This window comes from Planococcus sp. FY231025 (assembly GCF_052078085.1).
Lineage (GTDB): Bacteria > Bacillota > Bacilli > Bacillales_A > Planococcaceae > Planococcus.
Genome location: NZ_JBQJJG010000007.1, coordinates 212976 through 231829 on the forward strand (window position 1 = coordinate 212976; position 18854 = coordinate 231829).

The window sequence follows — 18854 nt, forward strand, 5'->3', positions numbered from 1 at the left end:
CAACGATGGTAAAAGAGATCATCATCCGGCGATTGGAAACCAATGACGACATGCGGTTGATCCAAGTCCTGGAACGCGAAGTTTGGGACATGGCGCCAATCCCGACGCATCAGACATTTACAGCGTCGAAAAACGGCGGCATTCTGGTCGGAGCGTTCTTCGAAGGCAAACTGATCGGCTTCAGCTACGGCTTTGCGGGATTCAAGGACGGAAAATCGTATTTATGCTCGCACATGATGGGCATCCATCCTGACCATCAGTCGAAAGGCATCGGCTACCTGCTGAAAGAAGAACAGCGTTCGCTCGCCAAGGCCACCGGCTACGACTTGATTACGTGGACGTTCGATCCGCTGGAAAGCCGCAATGCCTACTTGAATACGACTCGGTTGTACGGCATCTGCAGCACATATCTTGAGAATTGCTACGGCGAAATGGATGACGGCTTGAACCGGGGATTGCCGACAGACCGTCTGCAGATTGAATGGTGGATATCGAGCAGCCGCGTCGAAGACCGCTGGCAGCCGAAGCCTGCGCAGTTCGCACAGCCGCTAAGCGTTTCCAAAACCGCCTCCGGCCACCCGTATATAGACAGCGGACTGGGCCGGCTGCCGCTTCACCCGGAAGCCATCGAAATTCCGGTGCCGGAGAATTTCCAAACGATCAAAAGGGAGGATGCGGCGCTCGCACTCGATTGGCGCCTGAAGATCCGCGAGGCTTTCCAGCGTTTATTCGCAAACGGTTTTGCCCTTGTCGGGGTGCGCAAAGCCGAAGGCGGCATCCATTATTATCAATTCGTTCCACGGGATACGATTCCCTTACCATAAACAGAAAGAGGAGAACCTTTATGCAAATCAAAGAAGTGAACGTACGGAAAATGAAAATGACGATGAAGCATCCGTTTACCACCAGCTTCGGCACTTTCCAGGAAAAGGACTTTCTCTTGCTGGAAGTGAAAGATGAGCTCGGCAATTCCGGCTGGGGAGAATCCGTCGCGTTCCATTCCCCTTGGTACAGCGAAGAGACGGTCGAAACGAATTTGCATATGATCCGCGATTTCCTGGCGCCGCTCGTTTTGGAAGGGAAAATCGGACATCCGGACGAAGTCAGCGAACGCTTCGCCAATCTGCGGAAGAACAATATGGCGAAATCCACCGTGGAAGGCGCCATCTGGGATCTGTACGCCAAACGCAACGAGATGACGCTTGCTGAAGCACTTGGCGGCAAAAGCGAAAGGATCGAAGTGGGCATCTCGATCGGCATCAATGAAAACATGGAGGAACTGGTTGAAACGGTACGCGGCTTTATCGAGGAAGGCTATAAGCGCATCAAAGTGAAAATCAAGCCCGGCTTTGATGTGGAAGTGATGCGCGAGCTGCGCAAGCAGTTCCCGGACATGCCGATGATGGCAGATGCCAACTCGGCTTACCGTTTGGAAGATCTGGAGTTGCTGAAGCAATTGGACGAATTCGGCCTGACGATGATTGAACAGCCGCTCGCTTCTGATGACATCATCGACCACGCGAAACTCCAGTCCGAACTGAAAACGCCGATCTGCCTCGACGAAAGCATCCACTCGCTGGAAGATGCACGCAAAGCAGTGGAACTCGGCAGCACGAAAATCATCAATATCAAAATCGGCCGTGTCGGTGGTTTGACCGAAGCGAAAAAGATCCACGATTACTGCCTGGCACAGGACATTCCCGTCTGGTGCGGCGGTATGCTCGAATCCGGCATCGGACGCGCGCACAACGTCGCTTTGACGACGCTGCCGAACTTCGTGTTGCCAGGCGACACAGCCGGTTCCTCGCGCTACTGGGAAGAGGACGTCATCACCCCGGAAGTGACGGTGGAAGACGGGTTCATCACGGTGCCGACGGAACACGGCATCGGCTATGGCATCAATCAGGATGCGCTCGACCGGTTCACGGTCGAGAAATGGCAATTTAAAAACTAACCGCACAGCCTAAGAGAAATAGAAGAAAACCAGAAGGACGGGGGAAAGAAGATGAAAAAGAGTTTTCAGATGGGTGGCGCGTTTATCGGCGTCATCGTTGGCGCCGGATTCGCATCGGGCCAGGAGGTATTGCAGTTTTTCACAAGTTTCGGGATGCTGGGGATTCTCGGCACGGTGATCGCCACGGCCTTGTTCGCTTTTCTAGGAATGAATCTCATGCAGCTCGGCAGCCGCCTGCAGACCAAGTCGCACCAGCACGTCGTCTACCACATCTGCGGAAGGGTTCTTGGCACGGCTATCGATTTCATCATCACGTTCTTCTTGTTCGGTGTCACCGTAGTCATGTTTTCCGGCTCGGGTGCCATCTTTGAACAGCAATTTGGCATCCCGGGAACTGTCGGCAACCTGTTGATGGCGGTATTGACCATCGCAACCGTGCTGATGAGCGTCCAAAAAGTGATTGCCCTGATCAGTGCTTTCACTCCGTTCCTGCTGCTTGCGGTGATTGTCATCTTGGGCTACTCCCTGGTGAATTTCGACTTCGCTTCTGCTGACTTAGCTGCAGCATCAGCCAACCAGGCGGCGCCGAACTGGCTGATGGGTGCCCTCTTGTATGTATCGTATAACCTGGCTGCCGGAGCTGCCATGATGACAGTCATGGGCGGCACGGTGAAAGATGAGAAAGTGGCTGGGTGGGGCGGCATCATCGGCGGCCTCGGACTTGGCTTGCTGATTTTGCTGATCAACGTTTCGATGCTGACGGACCTCAAAGCCCTTGCAGCTGTCCCGATGCCGATGCTGGTGCTCGCTAATAACATCAGCCCGCTGCTTGGCGGCTTGATGTCGATCATTTTGCTCGGCATGATCTACAACACCGCAGTCGGCATGCTGTACGCGTTCTCTGCCCGCATCGTCAAACCCGATTCGCCGAAATTTAAAATGTCTGTCGGTATTTTCGGAGCTGTTGCCTTCGGGTCAAGTTTTGTCGGGTTTGTCACGTTGGTCGGAACAGTGTATCCGGTAATGGGCTACTTAGGATTCGCTTTGATTGCGGCGATCGTCTTCGCCTGGTTCCGCCGGAAAAAACCAATGGCGGCCAACGAACTGGTGAACTCTTAATCATTTTCCGCACTTCAATAAAAATTAAGAATGGCCTGTCCCTTGAGGGAACAGGTCTTTCGTTTTGCGCAATAAATTCCGACTCAGCACCTCTGGCTGTTCCATTTTAATAAATCCACAAAAAGAAAATCACGGAAGAAAGGTTCGCCAGGAAATGGGCGATTGCACTGATCCATGCGTTATTGGTCTTGTAGAAAACGACGCCAAAGAGGACGCTGTTGATAAAAACAAAAAAGAGATCGTATACCACTACAAGGGGTGCACCGAATGCGATGTGGCCGAGTGCAAACAGCAGCGAAGAAAAGAGAAGGGCCGGGACGATTGGCATCATTTTGCTCACTTGTTTCTGGAAAAATGCGCGCCAGGCAATTTCTTCGCCCAATGCAAAAACGGCCAGCTGGAGGATCAAGAGGAAAAACAAATTCCAGGAAAGGAAAGCCTCTGTCCGGGCAAGGACGTGTTCAAGGTATTCCGGCAAAAAGAGGAGGGCAAGCCCGATGCTGACAGCATTCATGACCACCGGCAAGATGATCCAGAACCAGATGCGCTTTTTCTTCAAGTCCCGTCATATGGACCGGAAATCCAAACCGCTTGCGCGGGCGGTTTGCTTCTCCAGCTTTTTGGCGACGAAAAAGAAAATGATTCCAACAATGACGGCAAGCCCGGCGATGCTTGAGCCTGAAAAGTTTGCGAACGACAGGACCGCCATCACTGCCAGACCGATAAGTGGCAGTGTACCTATTTTCTTCAAGACAACCGGCTCCCCAACTATTTATTTGGTATAGAGTACAGCCTTGCAAGGACAGACTCCATCTAGCTACCTTGCATATGGTTACCATTTTTATTCCAATAATACAATTCGCGGTGTTTCCTCTCCTTTCCTTCCAAACAGCCGCTCCAATATTTCCACACCTGCGATGTCGGAGCTATGAGCAGCCAATTGTTCATGGGCAACCCCATATTTTTTATTAGATGCAGGAAGGGAAGAGCGAAGGTTAAGTCGAATAAGTGTCCGAGGATATCACTGAAAAGAGGAGGGCTGAACGTGTCCAATACGGCTTTATTGGTCATCGATGCACAAAACGAAATGTTTGCCGAAGCGAACCCGGTTTTCAACAGCGAGAAGTTGATCCGAAACATTCAATCCCTGATCCAAGGAGCGCGCGCGTCCAGAGCGCCCGTCATCTACGTCCAGCACAATGACCAGGCGCTTGTAGAAGGGACGCATGACTGGCAAATTCATCCGTCGATCCGCCCTGAAGCAGGCGACGCGGTCATCCAGAAATGGACACCGGATTCATTCCATGAAACCGATCTGCATGAGGTACTGCAGGAAAAAGGCATCGAACACCTCGTTGTTACGGGCAACCAGACGGAGTATTGCGTAGACACGACGACCCGGCGTGCCTTCAGCCTCGGCTACCGCTTGACGCTCGTCGAAGACGGCCATGGCACATGGGATGCCGATTCCTTGAGCGCTGAACAGATCATCAACCATCATAATCGTGTGCTCCGGTCTTTTGCATCGCTGAAGGAAACGGAAAAGGTTCTTTTTGAAGGATGAATCGAATACGCACACATTAAAAACCCCTGCATTGAACATAGCGTTCACTGCAGGGGTTTTGCTATTACACGAATAGATGGCCGAACACAACCAGGATCGGCAATGTAATAATGGTACGAAGCACAAAGATCACGGCAAGTTCCCAGAATTTCACCGGGATATTCGAGCGCAGAATCAACAGGCCGATTTCCGACATGTAGATGATCTGCGTCAGCGATACACCCGCTAGGACAAAGCGCGTCAATTCGCTTTCGATGCCGCTGCCAAGGACAGCCGGCAGGAACATATCCGCGAATCCGACAAGGAAAGTCGGCGCCGCTTCTGCCGCTTCAGGCAATCCGAGCAATGTCAGGACCGGGATCAGCGGATAGGAAATGATTTTGAAGAGCGGTGTGTATTCCGCCACCACAAGCGCAATCGTGCCGAGTGCCATTACCAAAGGAATCAATGCCAGCCAGATGTCGAGTACGGTTTCGACGCCGATCTGCGTCAGCTTTTTCGGGCTTGCGGCGCTATTCGCTTTGCGGCGCGCTTTGTCAAAGCCCCATTTTACCAAGGACACGCCTTCCGGAATCGTGTCGTCGACTCTTTTGCCGACCGGCGCATAGTACTCGTCCTTCTTGCGGGACAGGGGCGGAATGCGCGGCATGATGATCGCTGCGACCAGGCAGGCAACCGATACGGCCAAATAGAACGGCAGGAACAAATGGCCGATGCCGACGACGTTTGCGACGACCAAAGAGAATGCGACAGAAGCAATCGAGAAGGTGGTCGCAATGACGGAAGCTTCCCGTTCTGTGTAATAGCCTTCATCATACTGCTTCATCGTCACCAATACGCCGACCGGTGCTGCGCCCATCCATGAGGCCATGGCATCGATCGATGAACGGCCCGGCAACGTGAATACCGGACGCATGAATTTATTGACCAGCGCACCGACAAATTCCATCAAGCCGAACTCTACAAGGAGCGGCAATAAAATTCCGGCGAACAGGAACCAGGTGAGCAATACAGGAGCCAGGTCGTATAAAACGACGCCGCCTGTGTTGCGGGAAGCGATGGCTTCCGGGCCGATTTCATAAAACGCCATGATGCCGAATGCGAAAGCGAGGGCCCGCACCGCAAGGCCGAAGGGCCCGTTGATGAATGTTGCGCGCAAGAACGGCGACTTTTTCACGAATTCCGGTTTCAGGGCAGTTGCGGCAAGACTCGCAATGGCGGAAAAGCCGAGCAGGAACAGGATGAATGCCGGAATGACCGAACCGAATGTCTTCAATAGGAACGACGCCAGGATGCCGACGCCGATTGTCACTTCGCCGTTATAGGAAATCGGCAGCAAGAACAGCAATGCACCGATCAGTGACGGAATCAAGAATTTCCAGGTGGCCGATGGAGAGATGGCTTTTTTCTCGCTTTGTAGCAGTGTCATGATTTTTCCCCCTAAATTTGTCTAATATGTTTATGAATAATTATACATTTTATAGAAAGATTTATGCAAATAGAATTTAAGGGATTTTCGACAGTCTGCATATCTGAATCAAGGAGCAACCCCCAACAAAAGCTTTGGGTTTAAAATAACGGATAAGTTTAATCACGGAGCCTGGCAGGAAAAGAATAAGGAAGCAAGGTTAGGAGGAGATTGATTCCATGATCATCTACACCATCGGACATTCGAGCCACTCCAAAGAGGTTTTTGAAACGATGCTGAAAGAAACGGGCATCGAGCTTTTGGCAGACGTCCGCGCGTTTCCCGGCAGCCGGAAGTGGCCGCAATTCTCAAAAGACATTTTCCCAAAATGGCTCGAAGCGGAAGGGATTACGTACGAACATTTTCCAAAACTCGGCGGCAGGCGCCGGAAATCGAAGGATGTGGAGCCGGACCTGAACAATGGCTGGCGCAACCAGTCGTTTCACAATTACGCGGATTACACGTTGACCGATGAGTTCCAAGAAGGGATCGAGGAACTGTTGGCAAAAGCGGCTGAGCAGAAAGTGGCTTATTGCTGCTCGGAACGGCATCCTGCCCGCTGCCACCGGCTCCTGATCAGCAATTGGCTAGTGGCGAACGGCCATCAGGTCAAACACATCATCGACGGCAAGGGCGGCGCAGTGGAATTGGTGGACCACGAGCTGGCCATTTGGGGAGCGCCGGCTGAGCAGAGAAAAGACGGCACCGTCGTCTATCCACCGAATGAAGAACCCGATCAGGAAGAAGAGGCAAAGATCTAAATATAGAACCAATCGAAACCCGTGAATTGGCCGGCCCGCCGAATAGCGAATTGTCTGCCTAAAAATCCCAAAACTAAAGGCCGGAGGAGAAAAGCATTGCTGTTTCTCATCTGGCTTTTTCCTTATTCTCTAACGGCTGATGGAAATGGAGGCGGCGAGTGCAAACATTGTGCTCCTGTCCCTGCATCGCTGCGCTAGCTTCGGGACATGAAAAACCGTTGCAGTGCTACGCACTTCGTCGCAAAGCCAATGATCGAACTACCTTCGTTCATTGCTTTCCAGCAGGATAGCGAAGTGCCAAAATCCACTCGGACGCGAGTCCTGAGTCCTATCGGCGCGAGCCCGCGGAAAGCGTCCGCCGGAATGGACAGCAGCCCTTTTTGGACAGCCCCTTTTTTATTTATTAAAAGCCTTAAATTGAAAGGATAAAACTTGTCTCTTCACTATTTCCTGCGGCATTGAAAAAAGTTTTATTTTCTTCTGGATTCAGGTTTTTTTATCCACGCAGGGGTTATATAGTAAGAAACCTAAAAGACAAGAGGTGGCACATCCCCGAAAATATGAACTCTTAGCGAAATATCGGTTCAAAGTATTGGTGTTCCCGTGGAATTCTGCTACACTGTCATCCTGATTGATTTTTTAAAATAATTGTTGCTTGTTAATGGAAAATATATACAATACAAAATCGACAAAAGACACCTTCGGCTGACATCAGTATTACATGCGGATAGATTGGACGGGGAGTGGGCTGGGGTCTTGTGAGGGATCGATTATGAAAAGAAATTGGTGGAAAGAAGCAGTTGCATATCAAGTGTATCCACGGAGCTTCAAAGATTCGAACGGCGACGGTATTGGCGACATCAATGGGGTTACAGAAAAGTTGGATTACCTGAAAGATCTGGGCATCGATGTCATATGGCTTTGTCCAATGTACAAATCGCCGAACGATGACAACGGCTACGACATCAGCGATTACCAAGGGATCATGGAAGAATTCGGGACGATGGCGGATTTTGACCGCCTGCTCGAGGAAGTCCATGCGCGCGGCATGAAGCTGATTATCGACCTTGTCATCAACCATACAAGCGATGAGCATCCATGGTTCATGGAATCGCGGGCATCGCGCGACAGCGAAAAGCGCGACTGGTACATCTGGAGCGACGAGCCGACCAACTGGGAAAGCATCTTCGGCGGCTCCGCCTGGGAATACGACCAGGAAACAAAACAATATTATTTGCACTTATTCTCTAAAAAGCAGCCGGACTTGAACTGGGAGAACCCGGAAGTTCGGGAGGCTTTATACGATATGGTCAATTGGTGGCTCGATAAAGGAATCGACGGCTTCCGCGTCGATGCCATCAGCCATATCAAAAAAGACCTGACGGATATCGAAGATCCGGAGCAGAACCTGTACGCTCCGGCATGGGACAAGATGATGAACGTCAACGGAATCCAACCGCTTCTCGAGGAGCTGCGCGACAAGACATTCGCAGGGCGAGACATCATGACCGTAGGTGAAGCGAACGGCGTCCAGATCGGCGACATCGAGGAATGGATCGGCGAAAAAGACGGCAAGTTCAATATGGTATTCCAATTCGAGAGCCTCGGATTATGGTCGAATGACTCGACCACCGGCATCGATGTGCCGAAGCTCAAGGAAGTGCTGACGAAATGGCAAAAAGGGGTCGAAGGACATGGCTGGAATGCCTTGTTTGTCGAAAACCATGACCGGCCGCGCGTTGTTTCGACTTGGGGCAATGACCGCGAACGCTGGCGGGAAAGTGCGACAGCGATCGCCTGCATGTATTTCTTCATGCAAGGTACGCCGTTCATCTACCAGGGCCAGGAAATCGGCATGACGAACGCGCCGTTCGAAGAACTCGACCACTTCAACGACGTCAAGACGAAGAATATGTACCACTTGAACCGCTCGGAAGGAATGGAGCATGAAGCGGTGATGACGCTGATCAATGCGACGAGCCGCGACCATTCCCGGACGCCGATGCAATGGAACGCTACCTTGAACGCAGGCTTTTCACAAGCGGCGCCGTGGCTGCGGGTCAACCCGAACTATACCCATTTGAATGTCGAAGCGCAGCGGCAGGATCCGCACTCGATCCTGTGGTTCTATAAGAGCATGATCTGGCTGCGCAAGCATAACGATGTGCTGATTTACGGCACGTATGAACTTTATGACGCCGGACATGAATCGATTTATGCCTATACGCGGCAGCATGAAGGAAAGACGTTCTTGATCATCACCAACTTGACGGAATTCCCATGCTATTGGAATGAGCCGGAAGGCGCCGAAGTGCGGCTCGCCAATTACGAAGGGCTTGATCCGGAACAATTGCAGCCGTTTGAAGCACGGGTCTACGAATTGGATGCAGCGGGCAAATAAAACCATCCATAAAGCAGGAAGCGGACACATCCGGCCAGGAAACTGGCGGATGTGTTTTTTTATTGTCCGGACAGATGAAAGGGTATCACGGGCTTGCGGCGAACTTAATAGGTAAGACATTACAGGCAAGCTGTGAAGGAGTGGACATTTTGCGAAAATACGTATTGGATTTTCAAGAAGTGGAAGCACGGGAAGGGTTGCGGGCAGGCGGGAAAGGGAGGAATCTGGCGAAGCTGGTTGAAATTCCGGGCATCCGGGTGCCGCCGGGGTTTTGCGTGACGACGGACGCATACAAGCGCATGGTCAAAAACAATCCGGTCACGGCCGAGTTGATGGAGCAATTGGCCGTGGTCAAGCCGGGGGATTGGGGAAAGGCACGGGCAATCAGCCAAAGATTGCGGAATGCCATCGAAGAAACGAAGATTCCGGAAGAGATCAAACAGGAAATCACCGATGCCTTTGAAGGGCTCGGGACTTCGGAAGCTTATGCGGTCCGGTCAAGCGCTACAGCGGAGGACTTGCCGACAGCCTCATTTGCCGGCCAACAGGATTCTTTTTTGAATATCCACGGCAGGGAGCAGCTCCTGCGGCATATCCGCAAATGCTGGGCTTCTTTGTTCACGGAGCGGGCGGTAGTGTACCGCATCAAGAACGGCTTTGATCACCGGAAAGTCCATTTGGCGGTCATCGTCCAGCAAATGATTTTTCCGGATGCAGCGGGCATCCTGTTCACGGCCGACCCGGTGACATCGAACCGCAGCATGGTATCGATCGATGCGAGCTTCGGCTTAGGGGAAGCGCTTGTTTCCGGCATCGTTTCTGCGGACCATTACAAAGTCCGGAACGGAAGGATCATTGAAAAGGCAATATCGACGAAGAAGATCGCTGTCTACCCTCAGAGCGGCGGCGGCACGAAACAGCGGGAGATTCCCGAGGCGCAGCAAGATCAACAGGCAGTTTCCGATGAAGAGATTCTGGCGCTCGAACGTATGGGGCGCGAGATTGAAGCCCATTTCGGCCAGCCGCAGGACATCGAATGGTGCCTGGCGGACGGGCAAATCTTTATCGTGCAAAGCCGGCCGATCACCACGCTGTATCCGCTGCCGGAAGAGGGCGATGGCCAGTACCGGTTGTATATGTCTGTGGGCCATCGGCAAATGATGACCGAGCCGATCTATCCGCTCGGGATGTCGTTTTTCGGCTTTCTGGCCGATTACGGGATGGCGCGTGCCGGCGGTCGGCTGTTCATCGATCTTTCGCATGAGCTCGCCTCCCTTTCGAGCCGTACGCTTATCATGTCGACTTCAGGGCTTAACGACCCTTTGATGAAAGATGCGCTGGAAAACTTCATGAAACGGAAACCGCCGCTTCCGAAAGGGAAACGGATGTTCAAATTAGGGGCTGAACCGTTTCCATGGAACTTTCCGGCGGAAATCGTAAAGCTGTACCGGAAGAACGACCGCCGGCTGCCAGGCCAGCTCATGAATTTCAATGAAGCCTCCATCCGTGAGGCGACATGGCGCATTCAATCGGTTTCAGGGGACGACCTGTTCAGCTTCATCCAGGAAGACCAAAAACAATTGAAAAAAGACCTCTACAACACGGAAAGCCTCGGCGTGATCGTGGTCGGCGTCTATGCGGTCAACTGGCTGAATAAACAAATGGAGAAATGGCTGGATGAAAAAAACGTGGCGGATGTCCTGAGCCAATCGGTTGCGAATAATGTGACATCCGACATGGGGCTTGAATTGTTGGATGTGGCAGACGTGGTGCGGGACTATCCCGAAGTGCAGGCCTATTTCGACCATCCCCGCAAAGCGTCGTTTTTCGAGGATCTAAAACCCCTCCACGGAGGAGAGGCGGTCAGTGCCGCCCTTCGGGAATACCTGGACAAATACGGTATGCGCTGTGCCGGAGAAATCGATATCACCAAGACGCGCTGGAGTGAAGACCCGACGATCCTCGTTCCAGCCATCCTGAGCAACATCAAAAACTTCGGGCCGGGTGCGCACGCAGCAAAAGTCGCAGAAGGGAAGGGGAAAGCCAAACAAAAAGAGCAGGAATTGCTGGCGCGCATTCAGGAGCTGCCGGGAGCCGACCGGAAAATCAAGAAGACGAAGCATATGATCAGCCTCCTGCAGAATTTTCTCGGGTACCGGGAATATCCGAAGTTCGCATTCATCAAGCGCTACGGGCTGTATAAAGAAGCATTGATGAAAGAGGCGGCCAAGCTGGCAGAAATTGACGCAATCGATGCGGCAACGGATGTCTACTACCTTTCGTTTGAGGAATTCCGGGAAGCGGTCAAAACAGGGCATGTGGAGCGGGAGCTCATCGAGGAGCGGAAAGCGGCGTACCGGCATTACGAAAAATTGTCGCCGCCACGCCTCATGACCTCGGAAGGCGAAGAAATCTTCGGCAGCTACCGCACGGATAAGCTGCCAGCCGGTGCGCTTGCCGGCATCGCGGTTTCGGCTGGCACCGTTGAAGGGCGGGCCAGGGTCATTCTCAAGATGGAAGATGCCCGCATCGAGCCGGGCGATATTCTCGTGACCGCTTATACAGACCCAAGCTGGACGCCCGTCTTTGTTTCGCTGACCGGTTTGGTGACGGAAGTGGGCGGGATGATGACGCACGGTGCGGTGATTGCGCGTGAATATGGCCTCCCGGCTGTGGTCGGCGTCCATCGTGCCACCACCTCCATCCGGGACGGCCAGCGAATCCGCATCAACGGTTCCGCCGGCTACGTGGAATTATTGGACTGATTCTGTAAAAAAAGCGCCTCCAGCCGCAATGGCCGAAGGCGTTTTCGTTATTTCTTGCGGCAGGAATCCGCTACAACTGAATGGGCGCAGGGGATGCCGTCTTCCAGCGCATTTCATATGCATGTTCCACAAACTCCGCTTTGTTTGCGTATGTCCGGATGATATCCTTGATTTCTTCCGCCCGGTACGCGTCATTCCGGTTGTCGGCAAGGGAAGGATAGCCCGAGCCGCGCTGCAGGTAATCGGAACTGGCGACTGAATACCACCGCTCTTCCTGAAGCGGTTCATTGCCGATCAAAATCTCGCAAACTTCAAGGTCATTATGGGTGACTTCGGCGCCGGACACATGCAGGCGGCCTGCGAATTTCCCGCGGAAGCCCGGACCGCGTCCATCTGCGAGGCAGGTTTGGGCATCGAGCGAACTTTCGATGGCTTTCCGCAAGGCTGCCCCCTGGATTTCGAATGATGTCGGGTTCAGCGGGGAAGGGCAGATTTCAATCAATTTCTTGTTGGAAACGAAACCGAACAGACCGGCGTTGGCGATGCCGCTGTTAATCAAGCCGATGTCGCAGCCGAGCATGTCCCGCAGGCCGTCCGCAATCAGGTTGGCAAGCGGATTTTCCTCAATGACGTCATGCCAAAGCGGACGCGGCAAGGTGTAGAGTGGTTCGCTAAGATGGGCGATGGCTTTGGTTTTATTGGCTTTGAGGATGTCCAAGATTTCCGAATCCATTTCGGCGTGCCGGGTCGGCAATGTCGCTGAATGGAGGAGCTCCGCTTTCCCATCATCTACTTCGAGTTCGACCACGCCGACATGCTCGCCGTAATTGCCGGCACTGTTCATGATGGTGCCGTTGAAGACTTTCGCTTCCGGATAAAGCTTGTGGTCGTGTGCGGAAATGACAACATCGATTTCCGGAATGGCAGCGGTGAGCGGTTCATCGGCGAACGTGCCGATGTGGCTGAGCAGGATGCACACATCATACTGGCCCTTTCGGCTCTGGATTTCCTCTTCAATCATTGCCTTGTAGTCTATCACCCGGATGCCGAGTCCATCGTTGAAAACGCCCAGGTCAGGAGACGAGCCGGTGATCAGGATGCGCAGCCCGTTCTTTTGGAGAACGGCACTTCTTACCACGCCCCGGATCTTTGTCCCGTCTTTTTTGAGCAAGTTGTTGCTGATGAATGGGAAAGGGCTATTCGATGCCATGTGTTCGAGCGTGTCCATGCCGTTGAACATTTCGTTGTTGCCAATGGTCAGGGCGTCATAGCCCGCCGACTGCAGAAGCTCCAAGGCAGCAATGCCGCGTGTCCCTTGCAGTTCGATGCTTTTAAAATCGGCGAAATCGCCGCCGTCGAGGACGATGGTGTTTTCATCCTTCAGTTCCCGGATCACCGTCACGGCCCGTGCGAAATTATCGAAATGGCTGTGGACGTCATTCGTATGTATGATTTTCAGTTTCATGCGGGTTCCTCCTGCTAATTTTTTCCTTCTTTATTAGTACGACTATTCTATCAATAAAGTTTCCAGGATGGAAGCGAATCTGGCAGGACGGTGGGTTCGTGCAACAACCCCGATGCCGGGACATGACAAAGAGCCCTCAGCGGAAAGAGCCCATTAAGGGGCGTCAGAGGGAGCGGTTTAAATTTAGGACAGTGATTGCGGTTAAGATAATGGCCATTCCCAGTAGCTGGATTGCGGCCATGGTCTCCCCAAGGAGCAAAACCCCGAGCAAAGACACAATCACCGGCTCAACCATCGCGACCACCGAGGCAGTGGCTGCAGTAACCAAACGGATCCCGGCAATGTACAAGATAAATGAAATTCCCGCCCCTACGATGCCCAATAAGAAAAACCAGCCAAGATCAGCAGAAACCAGCACAGCAGCCCCTTCTTTAGGATCTGTAAACACGAGCAGCACCAGGCACAATGAGAAAAAAGCGACCGTCAATGTGAACTGCGGTTTGCCGTTTGCGGACGCTTTTTTTAAGGCTAAAATAAACAAAGCATAAAAGAGGGCAGAAGCGAGACCTATACCAATCCCTGAAAAACTGGCAGTAATGATGCCTGTTTTATAAGCATCGGTAAGCAGGACGACTCCGGCAACCACACCGCCGACGCAGCTCCATTTGAACCAAGTGGCACGCTCCATCCCCAATAGAAAAGAGATCAGCAGGACGAACACAGGCGCGGTATACATTAAAGTGGCCGCGACAGCCACATTGGAAATTTGGATGCTCCAAAAATAAAAAGTGGAATTTCCGGCGACGCCCACCCCGGCGATTAACGGCCAGAAGTATGTACGGGCAGTGACGCACCAATGCATCTTAAAACTAAGGAGAAGCCAAGCGAAAAAAGTAAGGAAACCGATAATTCCCCGGTAAAGCGAAATTACAATAGGGCTCCAGCCCTTATTCAACAAAGTATCAGCTATCATCCCGCCGATGCCCCAACCTACAGCTGCAAGCATAATCAAAGCCACGCCTTTAATTTTCATTTTAGGGCCTCCTAAAATCAAGATGCGATTAGGCTGGATTTCCATCAGGCGGCAGACTCTGAAATTTCTTTCAAGATGGGCAGTTCGGTTAACTGCATTATATTCCTCATCACCTTTTTTTTCATTAAGAATAATCCTGTTTCCAGTCTTTTTAGCTGAGAAGCTTTAAACAGCCTAAAGCCATATTTCAAATGAATGTACAAAAGGCTCGGTTTGTGCAGAAAGTAGAAGCTTTCTCCACAGACAATGAGGCTGTCCTAAAAGGGCTGCTGTCCATTGCGGCGGACACTTTCCGCAGGCTTGCACCGAACTAACAAAGAACTTGTGCTCCTGCGCAAGCTCGTCGCAAATACTTGCCCTCGCAAGCTTCGGTCAAGCATTGACTGGCGTCCGAGTGGATTTCGGCACTTCGTCGCTACGCTGCCCCGCTGGAAAGCCAATGAACGAAGGTAGTTCGGTCATTGGCTTTGCGACGAAGTGCGTAGCACTGCAACGGTTTTTCATGTCCCGAAGCTAGCGCAGCGATGCAGGGACAGGAGCACAATGTTTGCACTCGCCGCCTCCATTCCCATCAGCCGTTAGAGAATAAGGAAAAAGCCAGATGAGAAAAAGCTGTGTTTTTCTCCTTTGGCCTTCAATTATGGCCTTTCTGGCTAGCCTCTTTGTTCAGGTTACCCAAAAATATTTCAAGAAGACTGTTTTATACTTAAGAGGGTGATAGTAAATAAAATGATCGCCATCCCAAGAATCTGGATAATGGTCAAATTATCCCCAAGAACCAATACCCCGAGCAATGATGCGGTAACAGGTTCAATCATAGCCACCATCGAAGCGGTTGCCGCTGTGGTCAAGCGAATGCCGATTACGTAGAGCATGAATGATAGCCCCGCCCCCACAATGCCCAATAGCAAAAACCAGCCGATATCGGATGAAGAAAGCACTGCAGCTGTTTCCTGGCCGTTGGAAAAGACCAGGAGTACTAAGCAGAACGCAAAAAAAGCGATGGTTAATATGAGCTGCGGCTTTCCGATTTCGGAAGCTTTTTTGAATCCGAATATGAACAACGCATAGGAAAGGGCGGAAGCGAGACCTGCAGCCGCGCCGACGAAACTCACCGAAATAGAGCCGGTGTCATAGGCGCCGGTGAGGAGGACGATTCCGGCAAGCACGCCGGCAATGCAGGCCCATTTAAACCAAGTAGAACGTTCCAACTGGAGCAGAAAAGAAATGATAAAGACAAAGACCGGTGCCGTATATACTAAAGTAATCGCCACCGCAACGCTTGCTGCTTGAATGCTAAGAAAATAAAAAGTGAAATTCCCGGCGACGCCAACACCGGCGACGGCCGACCAAATATAAAGGCGAGGAGAGAGAACCCAATTCTTCTTTAAGCGGAAGATCAGCCATAAGGAGAAAAAGAGTAACCCGATGGCTCCCCGGTACAATGAAATTACGATGGGGCTCCAGCCCTTGCTCATTAATATATCTGCAATCACGCCGCTAATGCCCCAGCAGATGGCGGCGAAGATGATTAAAACCACGCCTTTATACTTCATTCTCTACCTCCTGACAGCCAACCCGTATTCGTTTCATGCGCCAAACGGCTCCATGCTTCCCAAAAAACGGTAAGAGGAATGGAGTAATATCTAGTACTTGCGCCCCCTTTTTTATAAGGAAAGATACAATGCGTATTACCTTTAAACAGACGGCGCTAAACACGATAAAGGGATGTTTGCTGTAAAAGGGCGGCAGCGGAGCCTTTGGAAAGTATGGTGTCCGGCTGTTTTCGGAAAGAACAGGTGAAAATGTACATTCCTATCCGGCTGAAAAGGAGGCGATAAAAGAAAAGGCGCTTCCGAACGAACCTTGCCGGTTCCCGGAAACGCCTTTCTTATATGTAAGCGGGTTTCACAAGCATGCCCGTCGTTATCATTGCCGACCAGACGATGAGGCAATTTAAGTATTCCTTGATTCCCATCAGGCCCATCATCTCCCCAAAGAAAAAAGCATGAACCCGTTGCAGGGTTCATGCTTTGCCATTGGCGGTTTAGTAGCGTTTGCCGTGTTTTGCCTGGAACTCGGATTCCGAAGACAATAAGTAGATGACGCCTTCAATAAAGCCGATGACGGCGGGAATTGCCGTCCAGGAGAACAGCAGATACAGAATGCCCATTCCGGGTCTGCCGAGATAGAATTTGTGAATCCCGAAATCTCCGAGGAAAATCCCCAACAGACCGGCCACGGTTTTGTTTTTCATTTCAATCATCCTTTCCATCATTACTAAGTGTTTTCCCTGCTAGGGCAAATTTAATCTCCATTTGGGAAATCAAGTTCAGCCCAGGTTTTCGATTTCGACCGGTTCAATGGCATCGGCAGGTTCAAAGCCAAACACTTTGCTGTAGAAATATAACTCCGCTTCCATGGAACGCTTGATGTTCTCCGCTTTTCGGAAGCCATGGCCTTCGCCTTCAAAAGCAAGGTAAGCAACCGGCAGCCCTTTTGCCCGCAGCGCATCGACCATGAGTTCAGCCTGGTTCGGCGGCACGACTTTGTCATCAAGCCCTTGGAAGAAAATCACCGGACATGATAATTGATCGGTGAAATTGATCGGTGACCGATTAAAATACGTCTCTTTCGCCTCCGGATAGGGACCGATCAAACCTTCCAGATAGCGCGATTCGAATTTATGGGTTTCCTGCGCGAAAATCTCGAGCTCGCTCAAGCCGAAATGGCTGGCTCCCGCGTTATAGACATCGGTGAATACGAGGGAAGCGAGCGTGGTATAGCCGCCGGCACTTCCGCCGGTGATGGCCACACGCTCCGGATCGGCAACGCCTTGATCCACCAGGAACCGGACAGCGTTGGCCGCATCTTCCACATCGACAATGCCCCAATTGCCTTTTAGCCGTTCCCGGTATTCCCGGCCGTAGCCGGTAGAGCCGCCGTAATTCACGTCGACAAACGCAAAGCCGCGGCTCGTCCAGTACTGGATCGGCAAATAGAGCGCTGCAGATGCAGCACTGGTCGGCCCGCCGTGGATATGGACCAGAAGGGGAGGGGCTTCACCTGTTGGTGCCGCAAAATCCGGGTTGGCCGGCGCATAATAGATGGCGTGCGCCGTCTTGCCGTTTTCGGTCGGGAATTCGATGGCTTCCGGCTGCGATAAATAATTCGGGTCAAGTTCCAGTCGCGAAGACAGACGGATGTCCTTGGCCGAATGCGCGTCCATTCTGACGATGCGCGAAAACTCTGTCGGCGATGCGGCGATAAAAGCCAGCTCTTCTCCGTTTGCATGGATAGAGGAGAATGACGTAAAACGGATATCGACGGGCACCACGTCGCAGGTTTGCACATCAATCGTAGCCAAATGCCGCATGCCGTTTTTCGTAAAAGCCGCAATAATGGCATTCGCATCAATAAAATCATAATCCGAACGCCCGAATGTCCAGCCTGGGGATCCGAATTCCGCTTCCATCGGGCAGACGGCTTCGGGCTCTCCACCGTTCCACCGCATGAGGTTCCACCAATTTGTCCGGTCAGACAGGAAGTACAGCGAGCCGTCCGGGCTCCAGCGCGGCTGAATGACGGATTCACCCGGCCCGCCTGCCACTTGTTGGGTGTTGGTGAGGGAACCGTCTTCGTTCAAGTCAGCGACCCACAGTTCGGTGGCATCCCAAGGCATGTTCGGATGTTGCCATGTGAGATAGGCGATCCTTTTGGCATCCGGGCTGATACGGGGATTCGAATAAAAATCACTGCCGGAAGCCACAATCCGTTCGTTGCTGCCGTCAAAATCCATCGCGACAAGGGTGGTTTCTGCAAAAATGGCCGACTCCGTATGGTCTTCCCGCACCCAATACAATCTCTCCCTCGAGGCATCGACTGCAGCATCCGCATAGCGGCGGTTCGAATCAGAAGTGATGGCCCGGACGTCGCCGCTTTCATTCCGCTTGTAGAGCAGGTTGTCCTTGAAATTTGAGAAAAACAGCTCTTCGCCATGGACGATATACGGCGCGCCGCCGTATTCGTGGACGCGTGTGCGGACATTGAAGGGGGATGGCGTCATTTCTTCTGCTCCCCCATGCGGCGCCTGCTTCATCACCCGGCTGCGCCCGCCTTCGGAAGGCAGCGACTCAAGCCAGTACAGCACCTCGCCTGCAAATGACACCGCTTCAAGGCTGATGGTATCCTGCACGATCAAATCCGTTGTGATGGGGGATTTCCAGCTTCCGTAAGGGGCGATTTTCTTTTCTGCCATAAATGATGTTCCTCCTGTCTATTTGAGAATTATGTATTAGAATCAGTTTAACAATTAAACTATCAC

At 52.1% G+C, this 18854-nt stretch carries 15 protein-coding genes; 7 read left to right on the forward strand and 8 right to left on the reverse strand.

All coding sequences use genetic code 11. From position 1 onward, the window contains the following. The first annotated feature begins 5 nt into the window (after positions 1-5). From ACTL32_RS10860 to ACTL32_RS10870, 3 genes are read left to right on the forward strand one after another with little or no spacing between them, the layout of a single operon-like run. Positions 6-824 (forward strand): GNAT family N-acetyltransferase, encoded by an 819-nt coding sequence (locus ACTL32_RS10860; RefSeq protein WP_441341493.1) that lies wholly within the window; start codon positions 6-8, stop codon positions 822-824. A 20-nt stretch (positions 825-844) separates the two neighbouring features. After that, entirely contained in the window at positions 845-1954 is a 1110-nt protein-coding gene (menC, locus tag ACTL32_RS10865; protein WP_441341494.1) for an o-succinylbenzoate synthase, read from the forward strand. A gap of 51 nt (positions 1955-2005) precedes the next feature. Further along, positions 2006-3073, forward strand: coding sequence for a YkvI family membrane protein (locus tag ACTL32_RS10870; protein WP_441341495.1), 1068 nt, complete (start codon positions 2006-2008; stop codon positions 3071-3073). Between the two features lie 106 nt (positions 3074-3179). Here the strand turns inward: ACTL32_RS10870 and ACTL32_RS10875 are convergent, their stop codons facing one another. After that, complete coding sequence (locus ACTL32_RS10875; protein ID WP_441341496.1) at positions 3180-3632, reverse strand: CPBP family intramembrane glutamic endopeptidase; 453 nt, start codon at positions 3630-3632, stop codon at positions 3180-3182. A 6-nt stretch (positions 3633-3638) separates the two neighbouring features. Beyond that, complete coding sequence (locus tag ACTL32_RS10880) at positions 3639-3824, reverse strand: hypothetical protein (protein WP_441341497.1); 186 nt, start codon at positions 3822-3824, stop codon at positions 3639-3641. A gap of 294 nt (positions 3825-4118) precedes the next feature. Here ACTL32_RS10880 and ACTL32_RS10885 point away from each other — a divergent pair, with 294 nt between their 5' ends. Beyond that, positions 4119-4637, forward strand: coding sequence for a cysteine hydrolase family protein (locus ACTL32_RS10885; protein WP_441341498.1), 519 nt, complete (start codon positions 4119-4121; stop codon positions 4635-4637). 64 nt (positions 4638-4701) lie between these two features. Here the strand turns inward: ACTL32_RS10885 and ACTL32_RS10890 are convergent, their stop codons facing one another. Beyond that, positions 4702-6066 carry a YjiH family protein gene (locus tag ACTL32_RS10890; RefSeq protein WP_441341499.1) on the reverse strand — a complete coding sequence of 455 codons (1365 nt, stop codon included), beginning with the start codon at positions 6064-6066 and terminating at the stop codon, positions 4702-4704. A 218-nt stretch (positions 6067-6284) separates the two neighbouring features. On the opposite strand from ACTL32_RS10890, the gene ACTL32_RS10895 reads away from it, so the two are divergent. From ACTL32_RS10895 to rph, 3 genes are all read left to right on the forward strand, one after another. Then, the gene (locus ACTL32_RS10895; protein ID WP_441341500.1) at positions 6285-6866 is read left to right on the forward strand and encodes a DUF488 domain-containing protein; all 582 of its coding nucleotides are present in this window, start codon (positions 6285-6287) and stop codon (positions 6864-6866) included. A gap of 772 nt (positions 6867-7638) precedes the next feature. Beyond that, on the forward strand, positions 7639-9267 hold the full coding sequence (locus ACTL32_RS10900; RefSeq protein ID WP_441341501.1) for a glycoside hydrolase family 13 protein: 1629 nt from the start codon (positions 7639-7641) through the stop codon (positions 9265-9267). A gap of 149 nt (positions 9268-9416) precedes the next feature. Beyond that, positions 9417-12032 (forward strand): rifamycin-inactivating phosphotransferase, encoded by a 2616-nt coding sequence (gene rph / locus ACTL32_RS10905; RefSeq protein ID WP_441341502.1) that lies wholly within the window; start codon positions 9417-9419, stop codon positions 12030-12032. 70 nt (positions 12033-12102) lie between these two features. Here rph and ACTL32_RS10910 read toward each other — a convergent pair whose 3' ends face one another. The 5 genes from ACTL32_RS10910 to ACTL32_RS10930 form a co-directional block, all read right to left on the reverse strand. After that, the gene (locus tag ACTL32_RS10910) at positions 12103-13497 is read right to left on the reverse strand and encodes a bifunctional metallophosphatase/5'-nucleotidase (protein ID WP_441341503.1); all 1395 of its coding nucleotides are present in this window, start codon (positions 13495-13497) and stop codon (positions 12103-12105) included. Between the two features lie 163 nt (positions 13498-13660). Then, a complete protein-coding gene (locus ACTL32_RS10915) occupies positions 13661-14530 on the reverse strand; it encodes a DMT family transporter (RefSeq protein WP_441341504.1) in 870 nt (289 codons plus the stop codon). 686 nt (positions 14531-15216) lie between these two features. Next, positions 15217-16086, reverse strand: coding sequence for a DMT family transporter (locus tag ACTL32_RS10920; RefSeq protein ID WP_441341505.1), 870 nt, complete (start codon positions 16084-16086; stop codon positions 15217-15219). A 491-nt stretch (positions 16087-16577) separates the two neighbouring features. After that, positions 16578-16796 carry a TM2 domain-containing protein gene (locus ACTL32_RS10925; RefSeq protein ID WP_441341506.1) on the reverse strand — a complete coding sequence of 73 codons (219 nt, stop codon included), beginning with the start codon at positions 16794-16796 and terminating at the stop codon, positions 16578-16580. Positions 16797-16862: 66 nt separating this feature from the next. Further along, positions 16863-18788, reverse strand: a complete 1926-nt coding sequence (locus ACTL32_RS10930) for a S9 family peptidase (RefSeq protein ID WP_441341507.1) — start codon at positions 18786-18788, stop codon at positions 16863-16865. Between the last annotated feature and the right edge of the window lie 66 nt (positions 18789-18854).